The following is a 26,793-nucleotide window of genomic DNA, read 5'->3' as shown; positions in this document are numbered from 1 at the left end:
ATGAATAGTCTGGAACTGATCTCATTGTACGAAAATGTTGCCACCATCACGAGCAACATGCTGGAAGCCGCACGCTCAGGCAACTGGGAATTACTGGAACAACTGGAAAACGATTGTTCCAGTCGTGTACAAACCATACGTGAAAGTGAAATCCCTTTCGACCTGCCTGCAGAAATGCGGGACAAGAAAGTACGCATCATCAAAAAAATCCTGGCAGATGACAAGGAAATCCGCGACATCACCGAACCCTGGATGACAGAGTTATCTGATTTGATGAAAAGCTCCAGCACCAATAGAAAATTATCCAATGCTTATGGTGCAGGTAATACAGCCTGATTTTTATGGCTACCCGGCTCGATATACTGCCCAAACCAGTTGCCAATATCGAGGCACCAGCTGCTGCCATTGGCATTAGCGAAACCAGACAGGACATCACACCAAAACTTGCCCAGCTTGTTACCGGGCAATTGCTGAAAGGTGAAATCCTGTCTAAATTGATGGATGGCAGTTTCACCGTCAGGGTGGCAGGCATCACCGCTAAAATGATGTTGCCAGAAGGTAGTAAAACAGGGGACCAGATCCCTTTACGCCTGATTGCTACCGAACCACGCCCCACTTTCTTGCTAGAGCATGATGGAGATGCTCACTTCCCTGCCCCTCTGCCACAAAATTATGCTGCTGGCACAGACAGGCGCCAGTCACCCAGCTTAAGCACTTATCTTGGCTCTGTTTCAGAGGAAATTGCCACCCCTAGCCAAACCATGCCCGGCTCGGCCAGGCTTTTGGTTGAGGGCAACAAGCAAGCCAATGCTTCAAGCATCGTCAATTTATCAACGCAGGACCCGAGCCAGCCAAATACTGACGAAGTAGGTCTGAGCCCGGGCAAAGCTGGCGCGCAACAAATTGCTACGGCCCGGCCTGCCGAAATCACGGCAAAAAATAATCTTGCCAATACCAATGCTGCCGACACCTTGCTGGACCCGCTGAGTAGCACACCCACCTCTTTAAGCAATACCGGCAGACTCATCACGCAAATTCTGCAAGCTGCGCCAGCCCAAGCTGATAAAACCAATATCGCCAGCCCGACTCCTATCGTGGCTGCCTCGGTCGAATTAAAAGATACGGCAAGCACCGCTATCAAACTACAACAACAAATCAGCACCAGCGGCCTGTTTTATGAATCACATGTTGCAGAATGGGCACAAGGCAAGCGCCCCATCGCCGACATCAAAGCTGAGCCACAGTCACAAATTGGCGCCAGCAGTCAGACAGATAGCAGCTCTGGCATTCAAAGTACGACACTCACGACCATCAACAAGGAAATGGGACAAATAATTCACCAGCAATTAAATGTTCTGGAACAAAATATTGTACGATGGCAAGGAGAGCTTTTTCCCGGACAAAAAATAGAATGGGAAATAAAAAAAGAAACCCAGAGCAAGCACAATCCACAAGAAATGGAGGATGCTACAAGCTGGCAATCGGTTGTACGTTTTGATTTACCCAATTTAGGGCTGGTTACTGCCATCATCAATCTGCAATCGAATAATCTGGGCCTGTCCCTGCGGGCTGAGCAAAGTAATACCGTATCTGCCCTGAAGGATCATGCCAGCGAACTGGCTGCAGCCATGCAAGTGGCCGGTTCGCCGCTAATGTCTTTTGCGGTGAATAAAAATGAGCGCAGTTGATCCTCCTGTCAAACCAGTACAAAATGCAGTTGCATTGGCCTATCAGACCGGAGATTCTGCGCCCAAAGTGGTTGCCAAAGGCAAAGGCCTGATTGCAGAAGAGATCATTGCCAGAGCTAAAGAACACGGAGTACATGTCCATCAGTCCAAAGAACTGGTTTCATTGCTGATGAAAGTCGATCTTGACCGGGATATTCCTCCGGCCCTGTATCGGGCAGTTGCAGAACTACTCGCTTGGCTTTACCATATTGATACGGAAAAGTCTGGGACAATTTCGGAGACTCCAGGGCCAGAATAAGTTAAACAGCCCTCATTTTTGAATGTGATTATAAAAATATGCCATCCTCACCTCCGAGTCTGGGTACAGAGAATCAAAGCCCCTTTCAAGTTGATTCCCGCAGGGAAATCATCGGATTATTGCGCGGCCTGAAAGAGAGCAAACAATTGATCAGCATGCTGATCAATAGCGGCTCAGAAGTCTTTATCACGTCCATCCTTGACGTTGATGACAGCACTGATCTGGTCATTATTGACAGTGCGCCGGGTCAACTGGCCAATCAACGCATCATTGAGGCACCCAGAGTGTCGTTTGAGGGCTTGCTGGACAAAATCAGCATACAGTTTTCATCGTCAAACCTGGAACGCATCATCTTTGAAGACCGCCCCGCTCTTCAGTTTGCGATACCGACCAATATGATACGTCTGCAAAGGCGGGAATATTATCGCATCAATACGCCATTATCAAACCCCATACGGGCAATGATCCCGGTCCAGCTGGAAGACCGGCACGAAACCTTGAAGCTGGCCCTGGTTGACATCAGCTGTGGCGGCATCGCCATTCTGGATGAAAGAAAAGTGCTGGACAGCACCATAGGCGTCATCTATGAACATTGCAAAATGGAACTGCCGACCATAGGCCTGGTCGACGTGGTCTTACAGGTCAGAAACTCACAAGACCTGGTGTTATTGAACGGCAAGTCAAATCGCCGCCTTGGATGCCAGTTCATCAATATGTCGAATAGTGTACTGGCCAGCATACAACGCTACATCATGAAACTGGAGCGAGAGCGCAATGCCAAACTGACTGGCATACGCTAAAAAACAAAAGCCCGATTCCAGATAATCGGGCTTTTGTTTTGATACGGTGCGTTTTTAACCCCAACCAAGGCTATCAGGGCCCAAAAGCACGACTACTTATATCTGCATATTCATGATGTCATGATAGGCCGATACCAGCTTGTTTCTCACCTGTACTGCCGTCTGGAATGAGATACTGGATTTTTGCATGGAAATCATCACATCAGACAGACTGACCTTATCATCCCCCATGGCAAATTGCTGTCCAAGTTGCTGTGATTTGGTTTGTGCCTGATTCACACTATCCAGAGAAGCCTTCAGGGCTTCTGCAAAATCCAGCCTGCCTGGGGCCGGATTTTCTGTCTGGCTCACGCCCAGGCCAGCACTTGCCTCCATTTTAGCCGCGGTCGCCTTTAACTGCGCAACCATGGCCTCAATGCGACTTGCGTCTATGCCTCCCATTTTCATCTGATCACCTTTAATGTGGACTTTCACATTTGCTACAGTAACAGTTGCAAAGCAAATTGGAGCCCCGAAAAGAGCAGTAAAAACATCGTTTTTCCCAGGTTTGATTTCGCTATTTCAGTGGACAATCGCTACAAGGAAAAAACCATATCTGGAATAGCAAGCATGCAATCCGCAGACACATTACTTCGTACAGGCTGACATTATGGCAACCGCAGAAACCACAGCACTTGCCCCACCCGGACCAGCACTCCCGAATTTATTCGGCTTGCAGCAAACCCCCGTCACCCGCAACATCGTGCTGGCGGTCGGGGCTGCCATCACAATTGCCATCATGGTCGGCGTGTGGTTATGGAGCCAGACACCTGATTACAAAGTCCTGTTCTCAAACTTCAACGACAGGGATGGCGGTGCCATCGTTGCATCACTGCAACAATTAAACATCCCTTACAAATATTCTGATGGCGGCAGCGCCATCCTGGTTCCTGGCAATCAGGTGCATGATGTACGCCTGAAACTGGCGGCTCAGGGATTGCCCAAGGGCGGCAATGTTGGCTTTGAACTCATGGAAAATCAAAAGCTGGGCATTTCACAGTTTCTGGAACAAGTCAACTTCCAGCGTGCCTTGGAAGGTGAACTGGCACGCTCCATACAGGCCGTGTCAGCCGTACAGACTGCACGTGTGCATCTGGCTATACCTAAATCACAAGTCTTCATTCGCGACCAGCAAAAGCCCACAGCTTCCGTCTTGTTGAACCTGTATCCCAGCCGTGTGCTTGATCAGCAACAGGTCAGCGCCATCATCCATCTGGTGGCAAGCAGTGTTCCTGAGTTGTCGGCAAAAAACGTCACCATCGTTGATCAGAACGGTAATTTGCTGTCAGATCCGACCAAGCAAATGGCAAACAACATGCTTGATCCTTCACAGCTTAAATACGTGCAGGAATATCAGCAAAACATCATCAAGCGCATAGAGTCGATTATTTCACCTATCGTTGGTGCCAACAACGTTCGCGCTGAAGCAACCGCAGATATCGACTTTTCGCGTACTGAGCAGGCGGCAGAAACGTACAAACCTAACTCGCCGCCAGAGGCATCTGCCATTCGCAGCCAGCAAACCAGCGAGTCGTACAACAAAGGTGCCAATCCGTCCGGCGTGCCAGGTGCCCTGAGCAATCAACCGCCAGTGCCCGCCACCGCGCCCATCGTTGCCAGTAGTACCGCAAATACACCAAGTGCGGCTTCAAATGCTGGTCTGATGCAAAAAGATTCGACCATGAATTTTGAAGTCGACAAGACCATACGCTATACCCAACAGCCTATGGGCGGTGTCAAACGCCTGTCTGTCGCCGTCGTCATCAATTACAAAACAGAAACAGACAAAAATGGCAAAACCACGACACGTCCTTTGACAGACATAGAAAAAACCCAGATTACTGACCTGACACGAGAAGCCATGGGTTTCAACAAGGACAGGGGTGATACCCTGAACGTCGTCAACAGCCCCTTTGCCAGCCCTGAAAAAGAGCCTATAGTGGACTTACCACTGTGGAAACAACCAGATGTATTGCAAATGGCTAAGGAAATCGCCAAATACATAGGCGTTGCCATCGTCCTTGCCTACTTGTTTTTTGGCTTCCTCAAACCCATGTTACTTAAAATAATGGGTAAAGACAAAGAAACCCTGGAAGCAATAGAAGCTGAAAAGCTGGCGCAAGAAGAAGCAGAAAAAGAGGAAGAAGAAGCAGCCGTAGTTAATCTGTCGAGAGAGGCAGAATTGCAAAACACCCGCCACGGTTCCAGCTATGAAACAAATCTGGAAATGGCGAAACAACTGGCAAAAGACGATCCACGTATTGTGGCTAACGTAGTAAAGGCATGGGTCAGCAATGAGTGAAGATGGAGTCCAAAAAGCCGCCACCCTGATGTTGGCTCTGGGTGAAGATGGGGCTGCCGAGGTCATGAAATATCTTGGCCCGCGTGAAGTGCAAAAAATCGGTGCAGCCATGGCTGCCATCGGTGCCATCCCGCACGAGGCAATTGCCAAGGTTCTGGAAGAATTCAAGTCAGCGGCCGACCTCAGTTCGTCGGTAGGCCTGGATTCGGATGAATACATCCGTAACGTGCTGACCAAAGCTTTGGGTGATGACAAAGCTGCCTCGCTATTGAACCGGATTTTGGGTGGCAAGGATGCCAGTGGCATAGAAAGCCTGAAATGGATGGACTCCCCCTCCGTTGCAGAACTGATCAAGAATGAACATCCGCAAATTATTGCGACCATCCTGGTGCATCTGGAAAGTGACCAGGCTTGCGAAATTTTGAATCAATTTACTGAGCGCCTGCGCAATGACATCGTCTTGCGTATCGCCACGCTTGATGGTATCCAGCCTACCGCCCTGCGTGAACTGAATGATGTACTGACCAAACTCCTGACCGGTAATGAAAGCCTGAAGAAAAAATCCATAGGTGGTGTACGTGCTGCGGCAGAGATTCTGAACTTCATGAGTGGTGAAAATGAAGCTTCAGTCATGGATAATCTGCGCAAATATGATGGCGACATGGCTGAAAAAATCATGGATGAAATGTTCGTCTTCGACAACATCCTTGAGATTGACGACAAGGGCATACAGTTGCTGCTGAGAGAAGTACAGTCTGACTCCCTGATCGTTGCGCTGAAAGGTGCGAATCAGGATATGCGTGAAAAAATCTTCAAGAATATGTCACAACGTGCCGCAGAAATGATGCGCGAAGATCTGGAATCCAAAGGGCCGGTACGCTTGTCCGAAGTTGAAGCACAGCAAAAACAAATCCTGCTGATCGTCAGACGTCTGGCTGATGAAGGCCAGATCATGTTGGGTGCAAAAGGCGAGGACGCTTATGTCTAATTCTGTGCGCTCTGGAGACATGACAGCATTCCAGCGCTGGGAAATGGCTTCTTTTGGCGATAGTCGCCCCGCCCAGGTGGAAGAAGTCAGGGTCGCCAATGCACAGATCGCAACCCAGCAGCGCGTGGAAGCTGAAAGAGCCAGGGAAGCGGCAAAGCAAGAAGGATTTGCCGCCGGCTATAAAGAAGCCTATGAGCGTGGCCTGAAAGATGGTCAGGAAACTGCCTATGCAGAAACCATGGAGCAAGTGCAGATTGAGATACAGTCTCTGCAACATATGGCACAGGCTTTTTCTGAGCAATTGAACTCGGCATCTCATCACATGGGTAATGAGTTAATGCAGCTCGCGCTGGACTTGGCACAAACCATGTTGAAAGCGAAGATAGGCGCCGATCCGGCAGTCATCTTACCGATAGTCGAAGACGCGATAGCGCAATTGGCCACCGTGCAACAACCGGCGCACATACACCTCAACCCTGAGGATGCTGCAATCGTCAAGGAACAGTTGGGCGAGACCCTGAGCGAAGATGGCTGGCGCATCATCCCCGATGCTCATATGGAGCGTGGGGGATGCAAACTTGAGACTCTGCATAATCTGGTCGATGCCACTTATTCCACACGCTGGCAAAAACTGCTTGACCATATGCAAATCAGCTCGCCCAAATAGGTAAAACCATGCAGGACAGTTTCCTCAATGACTGGAAATCCAAGCTTAATCTAAGCCGCGAGCAAATTCCTCATGTCCAGACAACCACCATGTCTGGCCGTGTCACCAGGGTGACAGGCCTGGTGATGGAGGCAGTTGGTTTGCGCTTGCCCGTAGGAAGTGCCTGCACCATTCACTTGCAAAGCGGTGCAAAAATTGAGGCTGAGGTCGTTGGTTTTGATGGTGACAGACTATTTCTGATGCCACATAGCGATCTGGATGGTGTGACACCAGGGGCCCCTGTCTTTCCGGCAGAGCCTGAGGCGCATGAAATAGTCAATCATCCGCGCCGCCGCCCCAGCGACAGAAGCCGCCATTTACCGGTAGGCTATGAATTACTGGGTCGTGTGCTGGATGGCAATGGACGCCCTCTTGATACCCTGGGCCCACTAGGCACGCATGAGTCAGCCCCTCTCGGTGCGCGCATCTACAACCCGCTTGAGCGCGCTCCTATCGTGGAGACGCTGGATGTCGGGGTGCGCGCCATCAACAGCATGTTGAGTGTAGGTAAAGGCCAGCGGCTGGGCCTGTTTGCCGGTTCAGGCGTAGGTAAAAGCGTATTGCTGGGCATGATGGCACGCTACACTGCCGCGGATATTATCGTGGTGGGCCTGATTGGCGAACGGGGTCGTGAGGTCAAGGAATTCATCGAGCAGATTCTGGGAGCAGAAGGCCTGGCGCGTTCTGTCGTAGTAGCGGCTCCCGCAGATGCCCCTCCCCTGATGCGCCTGCAAGGCGCAGCCTATGCGACAACGATTGCCGAGTATTTCAGGGACCAGGGTCGTAGCGTCTTGTTGATCATGGATTCACTGACCCGCTATGCAATGGCACAAAGGGAAATTGCGCTGGCCATCGGCGAGCCACCTGCAACCAAGGGCTACCCCCCTTCTGTTTTTGCCAAGCTGCCGGTACTGGTGGAGCGGGCTGGCAATGGCAAATCGGGAGGTGGCTCGATTACTGCCTTTTATACCGTATTGACCGAAGGCGATGATCAACAAGACCCGATTGCAGATTCAGCCAGGGCCATTCTGGATGGCCATATCGTCTTGAACCGAACCTTGGCAGAGAGTGGTCACTACCCAGCCATCGACATAGAACAATCGATCAGCCGCGCAATGCACGGCATTACCACGCCAGAACACCAGGCACTGGCCAGAAAGCTCAAGCAATTGTATTCCCGTTATGAACGCAGCCGCGACTTGATCAGTGTAGGCGCATATTCGCCAGGATCTGATCCTTTGCTCGATGAAGCAATTCGCTTGCATGGAAGAATCATTGCATTCCTACAACAGGATATCACTGAAAAATGCAGCATACCTGAAAGCTTGGGGCAACTTCAGGCTCTATTCAACGGATAGAAAAGCCTGGCAGCGACTATACTTAAATCATCATGGCGTTGAAATCACCAATTACTACACTGATAGAAATGACGGAGAAAGAAGTTGACGATGCCGCCAAACTTCTGGGTAAAGCCATACGTGCACATGAAGATACTGAAAAGAAACTACAGTTATTGCAACAATACCGCGACGATTATGCACAGAGATTGCAGGATGGCGCGGCAAGAGGCCTGAGTGTCTCGCAGTACACGAATTTTTTGTCATTTCTGGGTAAGCTCGATTCTGCCATCGATGGGCAAAAACAAGTCGTCATGGATGCTGAACATCGTATCGTCATGGCAAGGACCGAATGGCAAGCCAGTGAAAAAAAACGCCTTTCCTACAATACTTTGCAAAACCGCGCACAAACGGCTCAGTTAAAGAAGGAAGCGAAACGGGATCAAAAGCAAACTGATGAAATGGCTGCACGCGCCCTTTTCTATAAGCGCTAATTTATCGACAGGTACCTCAAATGCAAGCAAATAACATACTGACGGCGACAGACAAGTTAGACAAACAAGGCGCCAGTGCCAAGTCAGGTAAAAGCAATTCATCGGCTACCCCTGAAGTCAGCTTCAACCAAATGCTCAATAAAGAAATCTCCAGTGCGAAAAAACCAGAGATGGATACAGCCCGCCCAGTCAATAAAGCGCCAGCCCCTGCAAAAAATAACAACAACGTTAATAACAACAATAACAACGCAAACTCAAACAACAAGCTGGCCAACAATGACAATGCGGCGTCCGCACCTGCACCGGTAAAAACAGAAAAAACTGATACAGCCAGCACCGATGGTACTGCGATCAAAGAAGAAGAAACAGATACCAGCAAGGAAGTTACCCTCAGTGAGCAAATCCTGGCTCTGGTAGGCAATCTTGCCCCTCCGCCGGTAAATGCCGAAGCAGGCAAACCAGTTGCAACGACCGCTCTGGATGCAAGTAAAACTGCCAGCCTCAACGGTATAGATGTCAATGCAAGCGCAGTCAGCAGTCTGCAAGCTGATGCAGCACTTGCATCAGCAGCACAGGCTGATGCCGCAGCTCTGGACAAAGCGACCGCACAAGCAGCAAACCAGTTCAAACCAGAGGCTCAAGCAGGCAAACCTGAAGACACCAGTAAGCAGGACGTGGCAGCTATCGCTGCCCAGATCATGGGAAACAAGGCTGACGGCAAATCGGCAGAGAAATTGCCAGAAAACGGTCTGAATGCAGCGGCAGCTGCAATCAGCGCCAAACAGGCTGGTGAAAACGATATCATCGCCCCACCTCCAGCCATACTGGCACAATTCAGTCCAAGTCTGACAAAGGGCGCTACAGCCACCACTACTGCCAGCACGGGCACGGCCAAAGCTGATACAACTGAAGAGGCAACGATTGGCGTCAAACTTGGCAATATCGAACCAGGTAAAACATTTAGTGAAAAAGTCAGCGATAGCAAGCCTATAGCGGCGGCTGCTGACACACCTAAAGCATTTGCAAGTGATATTGCCCTGGCCAAAGATGGTCTGGCTGAGCGCATGGCTGAAATAAAAGCCTCTCCTGCAGGCAAAGATGGTCAGCAAGTCATTGCCCCTCCCGCAATCGCAGCAAATGCCGTCAACAGCACACAATTTAATGCAGCAATACTTGCATCCGAACAAATTGCACCACGCGTGGGTACGAATGGCTGGGACAAGGCAGTTGGCCAAAAAGTGGTATGGATGGTTGGTGAAGGTTTGCAATCCGCAGAATTGACGCTGAACCCGCCCGACCTGGGGCCATTGCAAGTGGTGCTTAGCGTTACCAATGACCAAGCCAGCGCCCGTTTTAGTTCAGCCCAGCCAGAAGTCAGGGAAGCCCTGGAAGCCGCCTTGCCGCGCTTAAAACAAATGCTCAGTGATGCAGGCGTTCAATTGTCAGGCTTTTCTGTGAACTCACAGGCTCCCGGCCAGGGGCAGAATTTCACGCAACAACAAGCGCGGGATGTTACCCCCTCCCGCAGCAGCAGGGACATCGCTGACAACAGCGTTGCACCAGTCACGACAAGTCCCGCCAGGATACAGACAAATAACGGACTGGTAGATACTTTCGCATGAGGCGAACACCAATCCTGCCTGCATCAAGAGCCCCCTCTAGCAAGCGGCAATCGCGACCATGCCACTGCATGGTCGCGATTATCAGATCTGACGCATCTGCCGATTTCACTATCTGACACACAACATTTACCTATCGCAAGCATGATAGGACTCCACTCTCTGGAAAAAAGCCTGCACATGCATGTAGAATGATCATGAAAGGCTGATCCATACAGCAAAGCAAGTTCACAGTGCTTTGCAAACAATAGAGATAAGCTGCAATACGCCCTCTTTTTCTTGGATATTAAAAGCCTGCGATCAAGGATAATACGTAAAAATCATGGCATTCAGTGCCTAAAGAGAGGAAACCATGGCGAAAGCACCAGCCAAAGCAGCGGACGCAGGTGATGCACCACCTGCAGGAAAATCAAAGAAAAAACTCTTGATCATTATTGCCGCCGTCGTATTTTTACTGGTTGCTGTTGGCGGTGGTGCAGCATTCTTTTTATCTAAAAAGAATGCTGCACCGAAAGATAAAGAACATAAAACTGAACCTGCAAAAGCGCCCGTCTTCCTGGCTCTTGAGCCGTTTACGGTCAATCTGCAATCAGACAATGGCGACAAATACCTGCAAATCACTATGACACTGCAAGTTCAGGATGAAGAACAGGTCAATCTTATCAAGGCCAATATGCCCCAGGTTCGTAGTCGCCTGCTGTTGCTGTTGTCAAGCAAGGATTCGACTGAAATTTTGTCATCTGAAGGTAAAGAAAAACTGGTGAATGACATCATAGAAAAAGTTGCCCTGCCATTCACGGCCAAAGGCGAACCGCAAAAAGTCAGTGGCGTTTTCTTCACCTCCTTTGTAGTTCAATAAGACCATGTCAGATAATTTTCTCTCCCAGGAAGAAGTTGATGCCCTTTTGAAGGGCGTCACGGGAGATCAGGACGACTCACAATCACTGGAGGATACCTCCGGTGTCCGGCCATACAATCTTGCCACGCAAGAGCGTATCGTCCGTGGTCGCATGCCGACACTGGAAATTATCAATGAGCGTTTTGCCCGCCTGCTGCGCATAGGCTTGTTCAATTTCCTGCGTCGCAGTGCCGAGGTATCAGTGGGCACGGTCAGGGTATCGAAATACAGCGAATTCATCCGTAATCTGGTGGTACCGACGAATTTGAACCTGGTGCACATGAAGCCTTTACGTGGCACCTCATTGATCGTGCTTGATCCTGGTCTCGTGTTTTTGCTGGTGGATAATCTGTTTGGTGGCGATGGTCGTTTTCATACCCGTGTTGAGGGTCGTGATTTCACCCAGACTGAGCAGCGTATCATTCACAGGATTCTGGAAATCATTTTCGAGACTTATTCCAAATCATGGGAGCCGGTTTACCCAATCGAATTTGAATATATACGTTCTGAGATGAATACCCAGTTCGCCAATATTGCGACACCGAACGAGGTGGTGGTATCGACCACGTTCACGATAGAACTGGGGCCAGTCAGTGGTGAAATGCATTTATGCATGCCCTATTCCACGATAGAACCCATACGCGACATCCTCACAAGTAGTCTGCAGGGTGAAACCCTGGAAGTGGATAAACGCTGGGTGCGTCTCATGACGCAACAGATACAGATAGCAGAAGTCGAAATCGTTGCCGATCTGGGGACCACACGTGTCACCCTGGGCGATATACTGAATATGAAAGAAGGCGATATCATTCCCCTTTCGATACCAGAAATTATTTCTGCAAAAGTTGACGGCACTCCTGTCATGGAGTGCAAATACGGTGTATTTAACGGACAGTATGCCTTGCGCGTGGAGAAATTAATCAGCTCCAGCGTACAGGAAGTAGCACAAGGAGAAAATCATGGATGACAACGGCGAATCCCCCATCAGTGAAGATGATTGGGGTGCTGCGATTGCAGAGCAGGAAAGAGCTGAAGCTGCCGCAGCTGAAAAAGCTGAAGCACCACCAGCCAGTGCTGCCATTTTCAAAGAGTTCAGCGGCAAGGGTACAGCTACTGAAACCCATAATGACATCGACTTCATTCTGGATATTCCGGTACAACTGACGGTAGAACTGGGCCGCACCAAGATTGCCATTAAAAACCTGCTGCAACTGGCGCAAGGTTCTGTGGTTGAACTGGACGGTCTGGCGGGTGAACCTATGGACGTACTTGTCAATGGCTGCCTGATTGCACAAGGCGAGGTGGTGGTGGTTAACGATAAGTTTGGTATTCGCCTGACCGATATCGTCACGCCTGCAGAACGTATACGCAAGCTCAACAAATGATGAGGCATTTTGTATTGGCGAGAATGGCAGCATTGGCCGCATTGACATTATTAAGTGAGGCTGCACTGGCAGCCGAAGCAGCCCCCGTGTCACCCTCGCCCAGTGGCGGTTTACTGCAGATTGTCACCGCACTGCTTTTCGTACTGGGACTGGTTCTCATGGCGGCCTGGCTCATGCGTCGCCTGGGTCCCATGACAGTCGGGAATAAAATCCCTGTCAAAGTCATAGGTGGCATCAATGTCGGTAATCGTGAACGGGTGATGGTGGTTGAAGTCGGTGACCAGTGGCTGATACTGGGAGTGACCGCCAATAATATCAATAACCTGGGCAGCATGCCCAAACAGGAAGAATTACTGAATCAGGCAGCTCAGACAATGGCCAATGATCCATTTTCTGCCTGGCTAAAGCGTACGCTGGACAAACGCGCATCGAACAAACAAAACACGACCACAGAGTAATCTGATAACGGATCTGAAAACAGCTAAGACCTTGCATGAAAATTTTGCGCTCTCCTATGCCATTGATCTGGCTTGCCCTTTTGCTGTGCGGGTTGGTCCTGCCAGAAGCGGCCATGGCGCAAGCCAATGGTGGTTTGCAGGCCATTACCAGCACGCCAGCGCCTGGCGGCGGGCAAAATTATTCCCTCAGCATACAAACGCTGTTATTTCTGACAGCGCTGAGCTTCTTGCCAGCAGCTTTGCTGATGATGACCAGTTTTACCCGCATTATTATTGTCCTGTCCCTGCTCAGGCAAGCTCTTGGTACGCAATCTGCGCCACCAAATCAGGTGATGGTGGGTTTGTCCCTGTTCCTGACCTTGTTTGTCATGGGGCCGGTATTTGACAAGATTTATGTCGATGCCTATCAGCCATTTACTGAAAACAAGATCACCATGCAAGACGCCATGGACAAAGGTGCTACACCTCTGAAGCAGTTCATGATGAAACAGACGAGGCAAACTGACCTGGCCTTGTATGTAAAATTATCGAATTCACCTCAATTGCAGGGACCAGAAGAAGTGTCCCTGCGAATTTTGATACCAGCATTTATTACCAGTGAACTGAAAACTGCCTTTCAAATCAGTTTCGCCATTTTTATTCCTTTTCTCATCATTGATATGGTGGTCGCCAGTGTGCTGATGTCCATGGGTATGATGATGGTTTCACCTGCGATTGTGTCGCTCCCTTTCAAGCTCATGTTATTTGTGCTGGTGGATGGCTGGCAATTGATCATAGGCTCACTCGCACAAAGTTTTTACTAAGGACGACCCATGACACCCGATAGCGTAATGACATTGGGCCGCCAGGCCATGGAAGTCACCCTGATGGTATCCGCCCCTTTATTACTGGTGGCACTGGGCATAGGTCTTGTCGTCAGTATTTTTCAGGCAGCGACGCAGATCAATGAAACAACCTTGTCCTTTATTCCCAAGCTGATAGGCATCTTCGTCACCCTCATCATCGCCGGGCCGTGGATGTTATCCATCCTGATGGACTACATGCGTCAAATGTTTTCCAGCATCGCCACCATGGCAGCCTGATTTGCATGCCATCGTCTATCAATGATTTCTTTTTCCAGCAATGAGCTGATTGCCCTGATCAATTCCTTCATCTGGCCGCTGACCAGAATTTTGGGATTGATTGCAGTGGCACCGCCATTTGGAAATAATACCGTCCCGGTACAAATCAAAATCAGCCTGGGTGTGGTTCTGGCGCTGATAGTGACCCCCACCCTGCCCACCATCTCGAATCTCGATCCGATTTCCCTGAACGGTATTCTGGTGCTGGCGCAGCAGCTCATCATAGGTGTGGGCATGGGCTTCGTGATGCGCGTGGTTTTTTCCAGCATAGAACTGGCGGGTGAGGTTTCCGGGCTGACCATGGGCCTGGGTTTTGCCACCTTTTTTGATCCGCAAACTCAGGGGCGTTCTTCTGCCATTGCGCAATTCCTGGTGCTGACGTCGACCTTGCTGATGCTGACAATGAATGTGCATCTCACGATGCTGGCGGCTTTGGTCGAAAGTTTCCATACCATACCGATTGCCACCACCTATCAATCTGGCCTTAATTACCAGAAACTGGCGATATGGGGAGAGCAAATTTTTAGTGTCGGCATGCATCTGTCACTGCCCATCGTTGCCGCCCTGCTGGTCGCCAACGTCGCCCTGGGTATATTGACCCGCGCAGCACCTCAGCTGAATTTGTTTGGTATCGGCTTCCCGATTACCATAGGGGTAGGATTTTTAATGGTGGCCCTGATCATGCCGTACCTGCTATTACCAATACAGAACCTGTTCCAGAGTGCCATAGAAATGATGCAGTCACTGGGGCAAACAGCACCTTTGCCTTTGCCAGTAAAGAGATAAATCATGTTGCACCAGGCATTTACCCATGAAGCCAGACTGTATAGCGTAGAACAGATACGTGAAATAGAAAACCGTGCACTGGCTGCCCATCAGGGTGACATGTCGCTCATGCAAAAAGCGGGTTTGGCCACGGCTGAACTGGCGATGAAGATAGGTGCTGACAAACACGCACCAGTACTGATACTGGCAGGCCCGGGCAATAATGGTGGAGATGCTTATGAGGCTGGATATCAACTATCCAAGCTGGGTTGTAAAGTTGTTTTTGTCATCTGCGGGAAAATTGAAAACTATTCTCGGGATGCACAAGCAGCGCTGCAAAGAGCCAGGGCTGCTGGCCTGGAGTTTGCAGAACTGGATGAATTGCTCAATGCGCCTCAACAACGCTGGAGCCTGATCATAGACGGCTTGTTTGGCATAGGCTTGAAACGTTCACCTGAAGCTGGAATTGCCAGGCTGATAGAGTTCGTCAATCAACTAAGCATTGAAAAATCAATACCGGTATTGGCGATTGATGTTCCCAGTGGCTTGAATGCCGATACAGGACAAGCTACAAGCCAGGACAGTGCCGTTATTCAAGCCAGCCATACCATCAGCTTTATCGCCAATAAAAGTGGCTTGCACACGGGATCAGGCAAAGACTACGCTGGCCAGGTCAGCATCAGTACACTCGATATTGCTGAGGATTTTTTTCCTGAATGCCACAGTTATTTGAATCAACGCACTTCTCTCTTTCCACTTCTCAAGCCTCGCAAACAAAACAGCCATAAAGGCAGTTTTGGCGACATCGTGGTACTGGGTGGTGCCAAAGGTATGGCAGGTGCGGCAATACTCGCCGCGCGGGCTGCACAATTTGCCGGTGCGGGACGGATTTATTGCAGTATGCTGGCAGGAGCACCCGCTTACGACAGCCTGCACCCAGAAATCATGTTTCGCAAGGTTGGTGAAATAAGCCTCCCAGGAACAACTGTGGTCATAGGCCCTGGCCTGGGCACATCAAACCTTGCTCATGCCTTGCTCAGCAAGGCGATACTAACGGCACAGGCACTGGTCATTGATGCAGATGCCCTGAACCTGATCGCTGTAGATAGCAAATTGCGGGTCTTATTACACAATAGAAATACCCCATGCATCATCACGCCACACCCGCTTGAAGCGGCGAGACTGTTGAACCAGAGCGCCGCCGACATACAGAATAATCGCCTGCTTGCAGCACGAGAACTGGCACGGCAATTTAATGCAGTAGCGATACTCAAGGGTTCCGGCAGTATTATTTGCGATCCGGATGGCAAGCTGTTTATCAATACGACTGGCAACCCGGCACTGGCCAGCGGTGGGACTGGTGATGTGCTGGCAGGCGTGGCAGGTGCTTTACTGGCGCAGCTTGGTAACAGCATGGATGCAGCACGAATGGCAGCCTGGGTACATGGTCATGCTGCCGATGAACTGGTGATGCGCGGGTTGGGGCCGATAGGCCTTAGCGCCAGCGAGTTATTGCCAGAGATCAGGCTTCATATTAATAAACTGGCCTATCATTCTAAAACCGACGGCAGACTCTAAGCATCAGTCAACCAGGCTATTAATCTGCTCAGGTATCAGCTTGCCGACTTCAGACCGGGCATCGCAGGCGATGCCCGATTGCGCCAAAGCAGCAGACAATTTTTCTATCTGCTCTTGCTGTGCCGCGGCGTGATCAATCAGCTTATGCAAGACTTTGGAAATCGGGTCATCACTGTTTTGTGTCACGCCGTAAGCCGTGAACAAATGCGCGGTTTCTGAATCTGCCGAGGCCACTTCTTTCTTGATGACGTGGGCAGGATTACCAACTGCCGTACCACCGGCAGGCACAGGTTTAAGCACCACAGAATTTGAACCTATCTTGGCACCCGCACCGATGGTAAAACCACCTAGCACCTTGGCACCGGCACCGACGATAACGCCCGCTTCCAGAGTCGGGTGGCGCTTGGCACCGCGAGACAGGGACGTACCGCCCAGCGTCACGCCCTGGTAGATCGTGCAGTCATCACCGATTTCTGCCGTTTCACCAATGACCACACCAAAACCATGGTCTATAAATACCCTGCGGCCTATCGTTGCACCAGGGTGGATTTCTATACCCGTCAGTACGCGGGCAATGTGCGAAATAAAACGACCCAGCCATTTCAGGCCTCTCTTCCAGCACCATTGCGCCCAGCCATGCATGAGTATCGCTTGAAAACCAGGATAACAAGTGATCACCTCCCAGGCATTACGGGCGGCAGGATCTTTCTTGATGATGCTGGCAATATCTTCTCTCAAGCTGTTAAACATGAAATTTCTATGGATATGACGGAAGGGAATAAGATAGTAGCGTATTTCTGCAAAAGCTGCGCCCGGCACCCAAAATCCAGGATGCCAGGCGAGATATTCTTACAGACGCTGGCGGCGGGCTTCGTACAGACAAACGCCTGAAGCCACGGAGACATTCAGGCTTTCTACAGAACCAAACATGGGGACACTGACCAGCATATCGCAGGTTTCGCGTGTCAGACGGCGCATGCCCTCACCTTCAGAGCCCATGACGATGGCGCTACCGACTTTGAAATCCACATCGTAGATATTTTTTTCGACTTCATCTGAGGTACCAACCAGCCAGATATCACGGTCTTTCAGGTCACGCAGGGTGCGCGCCAGATTGGTGACGGTGATGTAAGGTACTGTTTCAGCAGCACCACTGGCGACCTTGGCTGCAGTGGCATTCAAGCCCACTGCCCTGTCCTTGGGAGCGATAACTGCATGCGCACCCGCGCCGTCAGCCACACGCAGGCAGGCACCCAGGTTATGTGGGTCGGTGATGCCATCCAGCACCAGAAGTAATGGCGGGCCATCGATCGCATCGAGCAATTCATCGAGATTGCGTGCCAGTGACAATTCACTGGCCTTGGCCACTACACCCTGGTGGCGGCGCGTACCGACGATATTGCTGAGGCGCTGATCATCCGCCGGGATGATGCGAACACCAGCAGCTTTTGCCGTTTGCAACAGGTCTTTCATGCGGCCATCAACGCGGGAAGAATCCACATAGATTTCTTCAACGGAAGAAGCTTCATGACGGATCCGGGAGGTCACCGCATGGAAACCAAAAATCATTTTACTTTTCATTTCATTCTTTTCTTTACATGCATTTCTTTAAGGTACTAACGTCTTTTCTTTGCTGATTTGCCAGCGACAGGTGCTTTTTTCTTGGCGCTGGCTGCAGCAGGCGAGGATTTCTGGCGACGTCCACCAGAAAAACTTTCTTCTTTTACTTTCTTGGCGGGAGCAGCTTTACCAGCTCTGCCATAATTTGCAGCGATTTTTTCTTCAGGTGCAAGCAAGGCTTTCTTGGGTGCTGCTCCCTTGCGATTTTTTTCATTCGCAGCAGCACCGCGCGGGTCTATCAAACCTGCCGAGCGCGGCGAAACAGCCTGGACTATGCTCAGGTCTATCTTGCGCGCGTCCAGATCAACGCGGCTAACTTGTACCGTGACTTTGTCGGTCAACTGATAACGCTTGCCAGTGCGTTCGCCGCGCAACTCGTGGCGCGCTTCGTCGAACTGGAAGTAATCTGCACCCAATTCAGTCACATGTACCAGACCTTCGATGAAAATCTCATCAAGCTGGACAAAGATACCAAACTGAGTCACGCCCGTGATCATGCCGGTGAATTCTTCACCTATCTTGTTACGGATGAAGTAGCACTTGAGCCAAGCTTCGACATCACGCGAAGCCTCGTCAGCACGACGCTCGTTGGCCGAGCAATGGACGCCAAGTGCATCCCAGATAGTCTGCTCTTTTTCTTCCTTCTTCTTGCCAGCAGCCTTGTCAGCGATTTGCTGTTTTCTGGTGGCATTTGATACCGTGGTATTCAACAGCGTCAGGTCTATGCCTTTGGGTTCATACTTGCGCCCCAGCAAAATCGCCTTGATGGCCCTGTGCGTCAACAAGTCAGGATAGCGGCGTATCGGGCTGGTGAAATGCGCGTAGGCGTCATAAGACAAACCAAAGTGGCCGATATTATCCGGGCTATATACGGCTTGCTGCATGGACCGCAGCAACATGGTTTGCAAAAGTGGCGCATCTGGCCGCCCTTTGATCTTGTTCATCAACTCGGCATAATCCGACGCCGACGGCTTATCGCCACCATTGAGGAACAGACCTACCTGCTTCAGGAAATTCCTGACCTGGGTCAGCTTCTCTTTGGTCGGGCCTGCATGGATACGATAAGTACCTGGGTGTTTATAGGTTTCCAGCAAGTTCGCAGCACAGACATTGGCTGCCAGCATGCATTCTTCAATCAGCTTGTGAGCATCATTGCGTGTGCGTGGCAGTATCTTTTCTATCTTGCCTGAAGGATTGCAGACGATATAGGTTTCCGTCGTTTCAAAATCGATGGCGCCGCGCGCTTGGCGGGCTTTCAATAGAGACTGGAAGACTTCATACAAATGCAAAAGATGCGGCACCAGGGTCAGACGCTTGGCTGCTTCCGGCCCTTTGGTATTACCAAGTATGGCCGCCACTTCGGTATAAGTGAAGCGTGCAGCAGAATGGATAACCGCAGGGTAAAACTGGTAAGCCGTGACCTCACCATCCTGGGTAATCACCATATCGCACACCAGCGTCAGGCGATCAACATCCGGGTTAAGCGAGCACAGGCCATTTGACAGGCGCTCCGGCAACATGGGGATCACGCGACGCGGGAAGTATACCGAGGTACTGCGCAACAAAGCTTCTTCATCCAGCACATCATTAGGCTGGACATAGTGACTGACGTCGGCAATAGCGACAATCAAGCGGTGAGCTTTGCTGCGGCCTATCTTGACTGGTTCACAGTACACGGCATCATCAAAATCGCGAGCGTCTTCGCCATCTATCGTTACCAGCGGAATATCGCGCAGATCAACACGGTCTGTGAGATCACTGTCCCTGACTTCTGAAGGCAATTTGGCAGCCGCTTTTTTAACCGCCTCAGAAAACTCATGAGGAACACCAAATTTACGGACAGCGATTTCGATTTCCATGCCCGGATCATCGACATCACCCAGTATTTCGACTATCTTGCCGACTGGCTGCGCATAACGGGTCGGCTGCTCGGTCAACTCAACGCTGACAACCTGGCCAGCCTTGGCTTTGCCTGGTGCGCCGCTCAGTAAAATATCCTGGCTGAAACGTTTGTCTTCAGGCGCGACTATCCAGACGCCGTTTTCATTTAACAGCCGTCCAATGACATGGGTATTGGCCCTGTCCAGTATCTCGAGTATGCCGCCTTCCAGCCGGCCACGTCTGTCTGTGCCAACGACACGCGCCATGACACGGTCGCCATGCAAGACCTTTTGCATTTCGCGCTCAGGCAGAAACAGGTCTTCGCTGCCGTCATCGGGGATCAGGAAACCATATCCTTCGCGATGACTGCTGACTTTACCGCTGATGAAATTATCGTGATTGGCGATGGAATAATTTCCACCTTTATCTACTTTGACTTGCCCATCTCTTTCCATCGCGCTTAAACGTCGTGTCATGCCATCTAACTCCTCAGGTTTTACTGACAGCGCTACTGCAATTGCAGTAGCTGTCATTTTGGCCGTGTTAGTACGTAGAACACCCAGTATCTCTTCGCGACTGGGGATGGGGTATGAATGCTTGTTCAAATTTTGTATTTTTTCGTAAAAAAGTTAATTTGGCTTACGCCAAAATCTTATCAGGCCATAGTTTACTGTAGCAAACCTCTTTCGCCTAACAATACTTGTATTGCCGGACTAGCTCATCTTGACAAATGCCTCAAACAATTTATAATGTTTGTCTTCGCTGCCCACGTGGCGGAATTGGTAGACGCGCATGGTTCAGGTCCATGTGCCTTCGGGTGTGGGGGTTCGAGTCCCTCCGTGGGCACCACAATTTGAGAGCCCGCTGATGAAAATCAGCGGGCTTTTTCAATTATGCCTTCTGCTTTCAATCCCCTTGCCACATCAACCTGACGCTCAAACAATCTCGCCCACCCTGCAAGTTAGTCCTATCCCACTCCAGACTGTCATATCATTATCTGCTCATACATAACAAGAGTCTGTACAGATGCCAGTTTAATTGCTCGTCAACATGCCAATATTAGCGCGCAAATTGCCAGTCACATTATCCACGAAAAATATTTCCCCAAAACCAGGCAAATGCTCTATAATAATGCCTTCCGTTGCCCACGTGGCGGAATTGGTAGACGCGCATGGTTCAGGTCCATGTGTCTTCGGATGTGGGGGTTCGAGTCCCTCCGTGGGCACCACAGTTTTGAGAGCCCGCTGATGAAAATCAGCGGGCTTTTTCAATTCCAGATTTGCTTTTCCCATTTGCGCAAACTGCATCATATTCGCCCCCTCTATCCGTATCATCTAAATCAGGCAAAGTCTGACAGAAACCAATAAGCCCCCTCAGTGAAACGCGAGAAATGCATCGCAATAATGCACTGGATAATTGCATAGCGTCGACATAAAAAAACGGAAGCAAATTGCTTCCGTTTCCATGACTACCAATTAAGCTGCGCCCTTTTTCAACCAGGCATTCAACTGATGCGGCCTGATACTGTCATACTCTTCAAAAGGCTGATGGATCCAGGGATTGTTCGCCAGATAGTCCAGATAATAATCCGGAGCCACTGATGAACATGCCTTGTACCAGATCACAGCTGATTTTACTTCAGTCACGGCCGGAAAATTCTCGCGCAAATGCACGAGCACTTTTTCGAGAGTAACGCCAGAATCAACCAGATCGTCCACCACCAGCACCTTACCTTGCAGTGCGCCCTTGGTCATGGAAATATACTTTCCTATGTCCAGAGTACCCTGCACTGTGCCTGACTCTTCGCGATATGAACTGGTCGACAAAATCGCCAGAGGCACATCAAAAATTCTGGAGAAAATATCGCCAGGGCGCAAGCCACCACGGGCGAGACACAAAACTTGATCAAACTTCCAGCCAGACTCATGCACTTTCAGTGCAAGCTGCTCGATGGAACGATGATAAGCCTCCCAGGAGACCCACAAGTCCTTGTCTGTAGATGCAGGCATATTCATATTTTTATTTTTCCTTCTTAAATAAACGGGTGCCTTAACACGATGGTTTCTTCGCGATCTGGTCCGGTAGAGACCATATCGACAGGAACACCAACCAGTTCCTGAATACGCATGATGTAATTGCGGGCATTGACTGGCAGAGCATCCATGCTTTGCGCGCCAACTGTCGTTTCAGACCAGCCTGGCATTTCTTCATAAATAGCTTCACAACGTGCAGCTTCTTCAGCGCCCACCGGGAAAATATCAACGACTTTGCCATCAATCTTGTAACCTGTGCACAGCTTCAGTGTTTCCAGGCCATCCAGTACATCAAGCTTGGTCAGGCACATGCCAGACACGCCATTGATTTGCACGGAACGTTTCAACAAGGCGGCATCAAACCAGCCACAACGGCGGGCGCGGCCAGTGACTGTACCAAACTCGTGACCAACGCTGGCCAGATGCTTGCCCACACCTGCATCGGTTGGCAATTCAGATGGGAACGGACCGGAGCCTACACGTGTCGTGTACGCCTTGGTGATACCCAGGATGTAATGCAACATGTTCGGGCCAACGCCAGAACCCGCCGCCGCATTACCGGCCACGCAATTGCTGGAGGTAACAAATGGATAAGTACCATGGTCGACGTCCAGCAAACTACCCTGCGCGCCTTCAAACAAGAGGCTGGCACCCGCTTTATGCGCTGCATACAAGGCACTGGAAACGTCAGCCACCATAGGACGGATGCGTGGCACATTGGCCAGTGTGTCATCCAGAGTTTTCTGGAACTCGACTGCAGGCGCTTTGAGGTAATTGGTCAGCACAAAATTGTGGTAATCCAGATTTTCGCGCAGTTTTTCAGCAAAACGCTCTTCATTGAGCAAATCTGCTACACGTATCGCACGACGAGCAACCTTGTCTTCATAAGCCGGGCCTATGCCTTTACCAGTAGTACCGATCTTGGCAGCACCACGGGCAATTTCACGGGCAGCATCGAGTGCTGTGTGATACGGCAAGATAACCGGGCAAGCTTCGGAAATCTTCAGGCGAGAAGCGACTTCCACACCGTTCGCCTGCAGCTTGTCGATTTCGCGCAAGAGGTCAGGTACAGACAACACGACGCCATTACCGATATAGCAAGCCGTGCCTGCGCGCATGATGCCTGAAGGTATCAGTTGCAAGGCAGTTTTCTGGCCGCCGATTACCAGTGTATGGCCAGCATTATGTCCACCCTGAAAACGCACTACACCCTGGGCGTGGTCCGTCAACCAGTCAACGATTTTTCCTTTGCCTTCATCGCCCCACTGGGTACCGATTACGACTACGTTTTTTGCAATTTTAGTTTGTGTCATCACTCAACCTACATTTTGAAGAATCCATTTACCTGCATCGAAAATGAGTGCGCGATTGCAATCAAATTCGTCTTGTTCGTCCTCGTGTCCTGGCAGGCTTTGGATCACGATCTCGCCTTCACCACGCAAGGCCACAATTTTTTCACGCAAAGCCGGGTCACTTCCCCACGGCGCGCGAATTGCGCCTTTTCTCTCTGCAATCGGTAAAAGACGGGCCAGTTCACGCAAATCCAGAGAAAAACCAGTTGCCGGACGCGAACGGCCAAAAGCCTCACCTACGTGGTCATAGCGCCCGCCACGTGCCACTGCATTTGGCAAGCCAGGAACAAACACATTGAACATCACACCACTATGATAGTGGTAGCCACGCAAATCAGCGAGATCTATCGTGACATGAGCTGTACCTGTCAGGCGCACCAAATGCTCAAGCTCATCCAGTGCGGTTTGTATGCCTGCAAATGCTGGCAATACAGCGCGCGCCTTTTGAATAACCGAGATATCACCATACAGACCAGGCAAAGCCATCAATGCTGCACGCACTTCGGGCGAAAAATTCTGGCTCAACTTGTCTATGCTAGGCAAGTCTTTCGCTTCCAGCAAGGCATACAAGGTATTTTCCTGCGCTTTTGCCAGAGGGTCTGCTGCCAGCAAGGCGCGCAACACGCCCACATGGCACATATCCAGCCTTACATCTTTGACATGTGCCAAAGCCAGGCAAGCCAGTACCAGCTCCTGGATCTCTGCATCTGCCTCCAGGCCTGCATGGCCATAAATTTCAGCGCCGATTTGCAAGGGCTCGCGCGTTGCATGCAAGCCAGATGGCTTGGTATGCAAGACACTACCCGCATAGCACAGGCGGGTAACCGTGTGGCGATTCAACAAATGCGCATCAATACGGGCAACTTGCGTGGTCATATCAGCACGCAAGCCCATGGTACGGCCAGAGATTTGATCCACCAGCTTGAAGGTACGCAAATCCATGTCCTGACCGGCACCGGTCAACAAGGATTCTATGTATTCCAGCATGGGTGGCATGACCAGCTCGTAGCCATACAATCTGAAATTGTCCAGCAAGACGCGGCGCAGCTCTTCTATCTTGCGTGCTTCCGAGGGCAAGATATCAGCAATATTTTCAGGTAAAAGCCAATTAGGCATGAAGAACAATCAAAAAAACAAGAATTTGGTTTAGTCTATCCGAGAAACAGCGATCTGCACAAAATTTGTGCAGATCGCTGTCGGTCACTACAATCACTACATGTAGTGGAGAATTAATATTATTACTTGGTCTTTACCGCAGGAGCATTACCACCTATTGAAGACGGGCTCTTGAAATACTTAAAGAATTCAGAATTTGGGTCTACAACCAAAATGTCATTCTTACTCTTGAATGAGGCAGAATACGCTTCCATACTACGATAGAACTTGTAGAACTCTGGACTCTGACTAAAGGCCTGGGCATAAATCTGAGACGCCTCAGCATCACCCGCACCACGGATCTTTTGTGCATCACGGTTGGCTTCAGCCTTGATGACCAGTCTTTGCTTGTCAGCATCTGCACGAATCTCTTCAGACTCGGCCGCACCAGTAGAACGCAAGCCATTTGCCTCGCGGGTACGCTCTGCCTTCATACGATCATAAACCGAATTATTGATCTGCTCGACATAATCAACGCGCTTGAGACGTACGTCAACAATTTCCACACCTATGTGCTTGGTTTCGTCAGAAACTTTTTTCTTGATGGCATCCATCACCTTGCCACGCTGAGTAGAAATTACTTCACCCACTTTACGCTTGGTAATCTCGTCATTCAAGGCCGCCTTGATGATTTGCGACATCCTGTCTTGCGCCCTGCGCTCTTCGCCATTGAAGCTGACAAAGTACAGGCGTGGATCCTTGATGCGCCATTTTACAAAAGAATCAACCAGGATATTTTTCTTTTCAGAAGTCACGAAGCGATCTGCTGAATTGGTGTCTATGGTCAAGATGCGCTTATCCAGGAACAAGACGTTCTGGAATGGTGGCGGCAACTTGAAATGCAAACCTGGCTCGCTGATCACGGACTTGACTTCACCCAAGGCGAATACAATGGCGTGGGAACGTTGATCAACAACAAAAATAGTCGAGTAAGCAACCAGGATTGCGGCGCACAGCGCAATGATGAAAGTGGCTAATTTATTCATTATCTGCCCTCCCTCTCACGCGTGTCCCGATTATCTTTTGATCTGCCATCTTTACCATAACGCATTTCCACTGTAGGAATCTGTTCTGCTGCAGGTATCGCCGCTGCCGCCGGAGCAGCAGGCTTTGCTGCAGATTGATCAGCTTGATTAATCATTTTATCCAGGGGCAAATAAATCATGTTATTGCCTGCCTTGGTATCCATCATCAATTTGCTGGTATTGGCAAATATTTGCTGCATGGTTTCCAGATAGATGCGGTCCCTGGTGATCGCTGGCGCTTTTTGATATTCCGCCAACACTTGCTGGAAGCGTGATGCATTACCCTGGGCAGTGGCAACAATACTGGCCTTATAACCTTCTGCTTCCTGTATCAAACGTGAAGCCTCACCACGTGCCTTTGGAATCACATCGTTAGCATAGGCAATACCTTCATTCTTCAGGCGTTCCTTGTCTTGCTTGGCTTTTTGCGCATCTTCAAATACAGCCTGGACTTGCTCAGGCGCCTGCACATTTTGCATGGTTACTTGCGCCACTTGCACACCTGAACCATAAGCATCCAAAATCTTTTGCATGCCAGCGTTGACATCAAGAGCTATCTTTTCACGACCTTCATACAAGACAAAGTCCATGGTACTTTTACCAACGATCTCACGCACGACAGCTTCAGCTACCTGGCGTATCGTTTCTTCCTGATCGCGATTGTTGTACAACCAGTCAGCAGCATTATTCAATTTATATTGAACTGCGAATTGGATATCGACGATATTTTCATCGTCGGTCAACATCAGGGATTCGCGCTCTCTGCTACCTTTTTTATATCCGATTTCTACTGTCCTGACTTGAGACAGATTGACGATCTCATGCCCTTGTATAGGGTAAGGCCAGCGCCAGTTAAAGCCAGCAGTAGTCTGATGGCTGAATTTACCAAAAGTGGTGATAACGGCGGTTTGACCCTCTTGTACTATGAAGAAGCCACTGGACAGCCAGATCAGGGTGATTACCGCAATAATCAGGGATGCACCAATTTTTGCGCCAGAAGAGTCAGGAGAGAAATTACCACCACTGTCACCGCCGCCCTGCTGACCAAACATGCGTGACAATTTTTGAGTGAAATCCTTCCACAACTGATCAAGATCAGGTGGGCCTTCAGGAGGTTTTTTATTATTATCAGGTTTGTTATTGTTGTTTTGGTTATTATTCTGCGAGCCACGCCCCCATTGCGGGTCGTTCATGGACATGGTCAAACCAATTCTTTTGAGAAGTGAAACAAGCATTCTGTCGCTATCCAAT

General features: G+C 50.1%; 27 protein-coding genes and 2 tRNA genes. 20 read left to right on the top strand and 9 right to left on the bottom strand.

Annotated features, from left to right (window positions below; translation table 11 throughout):
- The 4 genes from DFR42_RS01590 to DFR42_RS01575 are packed head-to-tail and all read left to right on the top strand — an operon-like array spanning position 1 to position 2,786.
- The gene (locus DFR42_RS01590; RefSeq protein ID WP_110253196.1) at positions 1–336 is read left to right on the top strand and encodes a flagellar protein FliT; all 336 of its coding nucleotides are present in this window, start codon (positions 1–3) and stop codon (positions 334–336) included.
- A 5-nt stretch (positions 337–341) separates the two neighbouring features.
- A complete protein-coding gene (gene fliK / locus DFR42_RS01585; RefSeq protein WP_110253195.1) occupies positions 342–1,688 on the top strand; it encodes a flagellar hook-length control protein FliK in 1,347 nt (448 codons plus the stop codon).
- Entirely contained in the window at positions 1,675–1,986 is a 312-nt protein-coding gene (locus DFR42_RS01580; protein WP_110253194.1) for an EscU/YscU/HrcU family type III secretion system export apparatus switch protein, read from the top strand. The genes fliK and DFR42_RS01580 overlap by 14 nt, the downstream gene beginning before the upstream one ends.
- A 38-nt stretch (positions 1,987–2,024) precedes the next feature.
- Complete coding sequence (locus tag DFR42_RS01575) at positions 2,025–2,786, top strand: flagellar brake protein (protein ID WP_110253193.1); 762 nt, start codon at positions 2,025–2,027, stop codon at positions 2,784–2,786.
- Between the two features lie 96 nt (positions 2,787–2,882).
- Here DFR42_RS01575 and fliE read toward each other — a convergent pair whose 3' ends face one another.
- Positions 2,883–3,233: a flagellar hook-basal body complex protein FliE gene (fliE, locus tag DFR42_RS01570; RefSeq protein WP_110253192.1), complete on the bottom strand. Its 351-nt coding sequence runs from the start codon at positions 3,231–3,233 to the stop codon at positions 2,883–2,885.
- 202 nt (positions 3,234–3,435) lie between these two features.
- Here fliE and fliF point away from each other — a divergent pair, with 202 nt between their 5' ends.
- The 14 genes from fliF to DFR42_RS01500 all read left to right on the top strand — a co-directional run bounded on the left by fliF (position 3,436) and on the right by DFR42_RS01500 (position 16,476).
- Entirely contained in the window at positions 3,436–5,127 is a 1,692-nt protein-coding gene (gene fliF / locus DFR42_RS01565; RefSeq protein ID WP_110253191.1) for a flagellar basal-body MS-ring/collar protein FliF, read from the top strand.
- Positions 5,120–6,115, top strand: coding sequence for a flagellar motor switch protein FliG (gene fliG / locus DFR42_RS01560; RefSeq protein ID WP_110253190.1), 996 nt, complete (start codon positions 5,120–5,122; stop codon positions 6,113–6,115). Before fliF ends, fliG begins: the two co-directional genes overlap by 8 nt.
- Positions 6,108–6,782 (top strand): flagellar assembly protein FliH, encoded by a 675-nt coding sequence (locus DFR42_RS01555; protein ID WP_170133383.1) that lies wholly within the window; start codon positions 6,108–6,110, stop codon positions 6,780–6,782. Before fliG ends, DFR42_RS01555 begins: the two co-directional genes overlap by 8 nt.
- 8 nt (positions 6,783–6,790) lie before the next feature.
- A complete protein-coding gene (gene fliI / locus DFR42_RS01550) occupies positions 6,791–8,179 on the top strand; it encodes a flagellar protein export ATPase FliI (RefSeq protein ID WP_110253188.1) in 1,389 nt (462 codons plus the stop codon).
- Between the two features lie 32 nt (positions 8,180–8,211).
- A complete protein-coding gene (gene fliJ / locus DFR42_RS01545; protein WP_110253187.1) occupies positions 8,212–8,652 on the top strand; it encodes a flagellar export protein FliJ in 441 nt (146 codons plus the stop codon).
- A gap of 20 nt (positions 8,653–8,672) precedes the next feature.
- On the top strand, positions 8,673–10,274 hold the full coding sequence (locus tag DFR42_RS01540) for a flagellar hook-length control protein FliK (RefSeq protein WP_110253186.1): 1,602 nt from the start codon (positions 8,673–8,675) through the stop codon (positions 10,272–10,274).
- Positions 10,275–10,623: 349 nt separating this feature from the next.
- A complete protein-coding gene (fliL, locus tag DFR42_RS01535) occupies positions 10,624–11,130 on the top strand; it encodes a flagellar basal body-associated protein FliL (RefSeq protein WP_110253185.1) in 507 nt (168 codons plus the stop codon).
- 4 nt (positions 11,131–11,134) lie between these two features.
- On the top strand, positions 11,135–12,136 hold the full coding sequence (gene fliM / locus DFR42_RS01530; protein ID WP_110253184.1) for a flagellar motor switch protein FliM: 1,002 nt from the start codon (positions 11,135–11,137) through the stop codon (positions 12,134–12,136).
- Positions 12,129–12,554, top strand: coding sequence for a flagellar motor switch protein FliN (gene fliN / locus DFR42_RS01525; protein WP_110253183.1), 426 nt, complete (start codon positions 12,129–12,131; stop codon positions 12,552–12,554). The genes fliM and fliN overlap by 8 nt, the downstream gene beginning before the upstream one ends.
- Positions 12,551–13,012 (top strand): flagellar biosynthetic protein FliO, encoded by a 462-nt coding sequence (fliO, locus tag DFR42_RS01520; RefSeq protein WP_110253182.1) that lies wholly within the window; start codon positions 12,551–12,553, stop codon positions 13,010–13,012. The genes fliN and fliO overlap by 4 nt, the downstream gene beginning before the upstream one ends.
- A gap of 35 nt (positions 13,013–13,047) precedes the next feature.
- Positions 13,048–13,815, top strand: a complete 768-nt coding sequence (gene fliP, locus DFR42_RS01515; protein ID WP_425450857.1) for a flagellar type III secretion system pore protein FliP — start codon at positions 13,048–13,050, stop codon at positions 13,813–13,815.
- 9 nt (positions 13,816–13,824) lie between these two features.
- Positions 13,825–14,094 carry a flagellar biosynthesis protein FliQ gene (gene fliQ, locus DFR42_RS01510; protein WP_110253180.1) on the top strand — a complete coding sequence of 90 codons (270 nt, stop codon included), beginning with the start codon at positions 13,825–13,827 and terminating at the stop codon, positions 14,092–14,094.
- 21 nt (positions 14,095–14,115) lie between these two features.
- Positions 14,116–14,919 carry a flagellar biosynthetic protein FliR gene (gene fliR, locus DFR42_RS01505; protein WP_110253179.1) on the top strand — a complete coding sequence of 268 codons (804 nt, stop codon included), beginning with the start codon at positions 14,116–14,118 and terminating at the stop codon, positions 14,917–14,919.
- Positions 14,920–14,922: 3 nt separating this feature from the next.
- Positions 14,923–16,476, top strand: coding sequence for an NAD(P)H-hydrate dehydratase (locus tag DFR42_RS01500; protein ID WP_110253178.1), 1,554 nt, complete (start codon positions 14,923–14,925; stop codon positions 16,474–16,476).
- Between the two features lie 3 nt (positions 16,477–16,479).
- Here DFR42_RS01500 and cysE read toward each other — a convergent pair whose 3' ends face one another.
- The 3 genes from cysE to rnr form a co-directional block, all read right to left on the bottom strand.
- Positions 16,480–17,226, bottom strand: coding sequence for a serine O-acetyltransferase (gene cysE, locus DFR42_RS01495; protein ID WP_110253177.1), 747 nt, complete (start codon positions 17,224–17,226; stop codon positions 16,480–16,482).
- 99 nt (positions 17,227–17,325) lie between these two features.
- Complete coding sequence (gene rlmB, locus DFR42_RS01490) at positions 17,326–18,057, bottom strand: 23S rRNA (guanosine(2251)-2'-O)-methyltransferase RlmB (RefSeq protein WP_110253176.1); 732 nt, start codon at positions 18,055–18,057, stop codon at positions 17,326–17,328.
- 35 nt (positions 18,058–18,092) lie between these two features.
- On the bottom strand, positions 18,093–20,582 hold the full coding sequence (rnr, locus tag DFR42_RS01485) for a ribonuclease R (protein ID WP_110253175.1): 2,490 nt from the start codon (positions 20,580–20,582) through the stop codon (positions 18,093–18,095).
- A gap of 159 nt (positions 20,583–20,741) precedes the next feature.
- Here rnr and DFR42_RS01480 point away from each other — a divergent pair.
- Together DFR42_RS01480 and DFR42_RS01475 are read left to right on the top strand one after the other, a co-directional pair.
- A tRNA-Leu gene (locus tag DFR42_RS01480) sits at positions 20,742–20,826 on the top strand.
- A 294-nt stretch (positions 20,827–21,120) separates the two neighbouring features.
- Positions 21,121–21,205: transfer RNA gene (locus DFR42_RS01475), tRNA-Leu, on the top strand.
- Between the two features lie 247 nt (positions 21,206–21,452).
- Here the strand turns inward: DFR42_RS01475 and DFR42_RS01470 are convergent.
- The 5 genes from DFR42_RS01470 to hflK all read right to left on the bottom strand — a co-directional run bounded on the left by DFR42_RS01470 (position 21,453) and on the right by hflK (position 26,777).
- Positions 21,453–21,986, bottom strand: a complete 534-nt coding sequence (locus DFR42_RS01470; protein ID WP_110254186.1) for a phosphoribosyltransferase — start codon at positions 21,984–21,986, stop codon at positions 21,453–21,455.
- 23 nt (positions 21,987–22,009) lie between these two features.
- Positions 22,010–23,323 (bottom strand): adenylosuccinate synthase, encoded by a 1,314-nt coding sequence (locus tag DFR42_RS01465; protein ID WP_110253174.1) that lies wholly within the window; start codon positions 23,321–23,323, stop codon positions 22,010–22,012.
- 3 nt (positions 23,324–23,326) lie between these two features.
- A complete protein-coding gene (locus DFR42_RS01460) occupies positions 23,327–24,478 on the bottom strand; it encodes an ATP phosphoribosyltransferase regulatory subunit (protein WP_110253173.1) in 1,152 nt (383 codons plus the stop codon).
- Positions 24,479–24,600: 122 nt separating this feature from the next.
- Positions 24,601–25,503, bottom strand: coding sequence for a protease modulator HflC (gene hflC / locus DFR42_RS01455; protein ID WP_110253172.1), 903 nt, complete (start codon positions 25,501–25,503; stop codon positions 24,601–24,603).
- Positions 25,503–26,777 carry an FtsH protease activity modulator HflK gene (gene hflK, locus DFR42_RS01450; RefSeq protein WP_110253171.1) on the bottom strand — a complete coding sequence of 425 codons (1,275 nt, stop codon included), beginning with the start codon at positions 26,775–26,777 and terminating at the stop codon, positions 25,503–25,505. The genes hflC and hflK overlap by 1 nt, the downstream gene beginning before the upstream one ends.
- Positions 26,778–26,793: the final 16 nt, after the last annotated feature.

Origin of the sequence: Undibacterium pigrum (assembly GCF_003201815.1) — a bacterium.
Taxonomy (GTDB): Bacteria; Pseudomonadota; Gammaproteobacteria; order Burkholderiales; family Burkholderiaceae_D; genus Undibacterium; species Undibacterium pigrum.
Note: the sequence above shows the minus strand (reverse complement) of the source record. Positions and strands in the feature narration are given on the sequence as shown.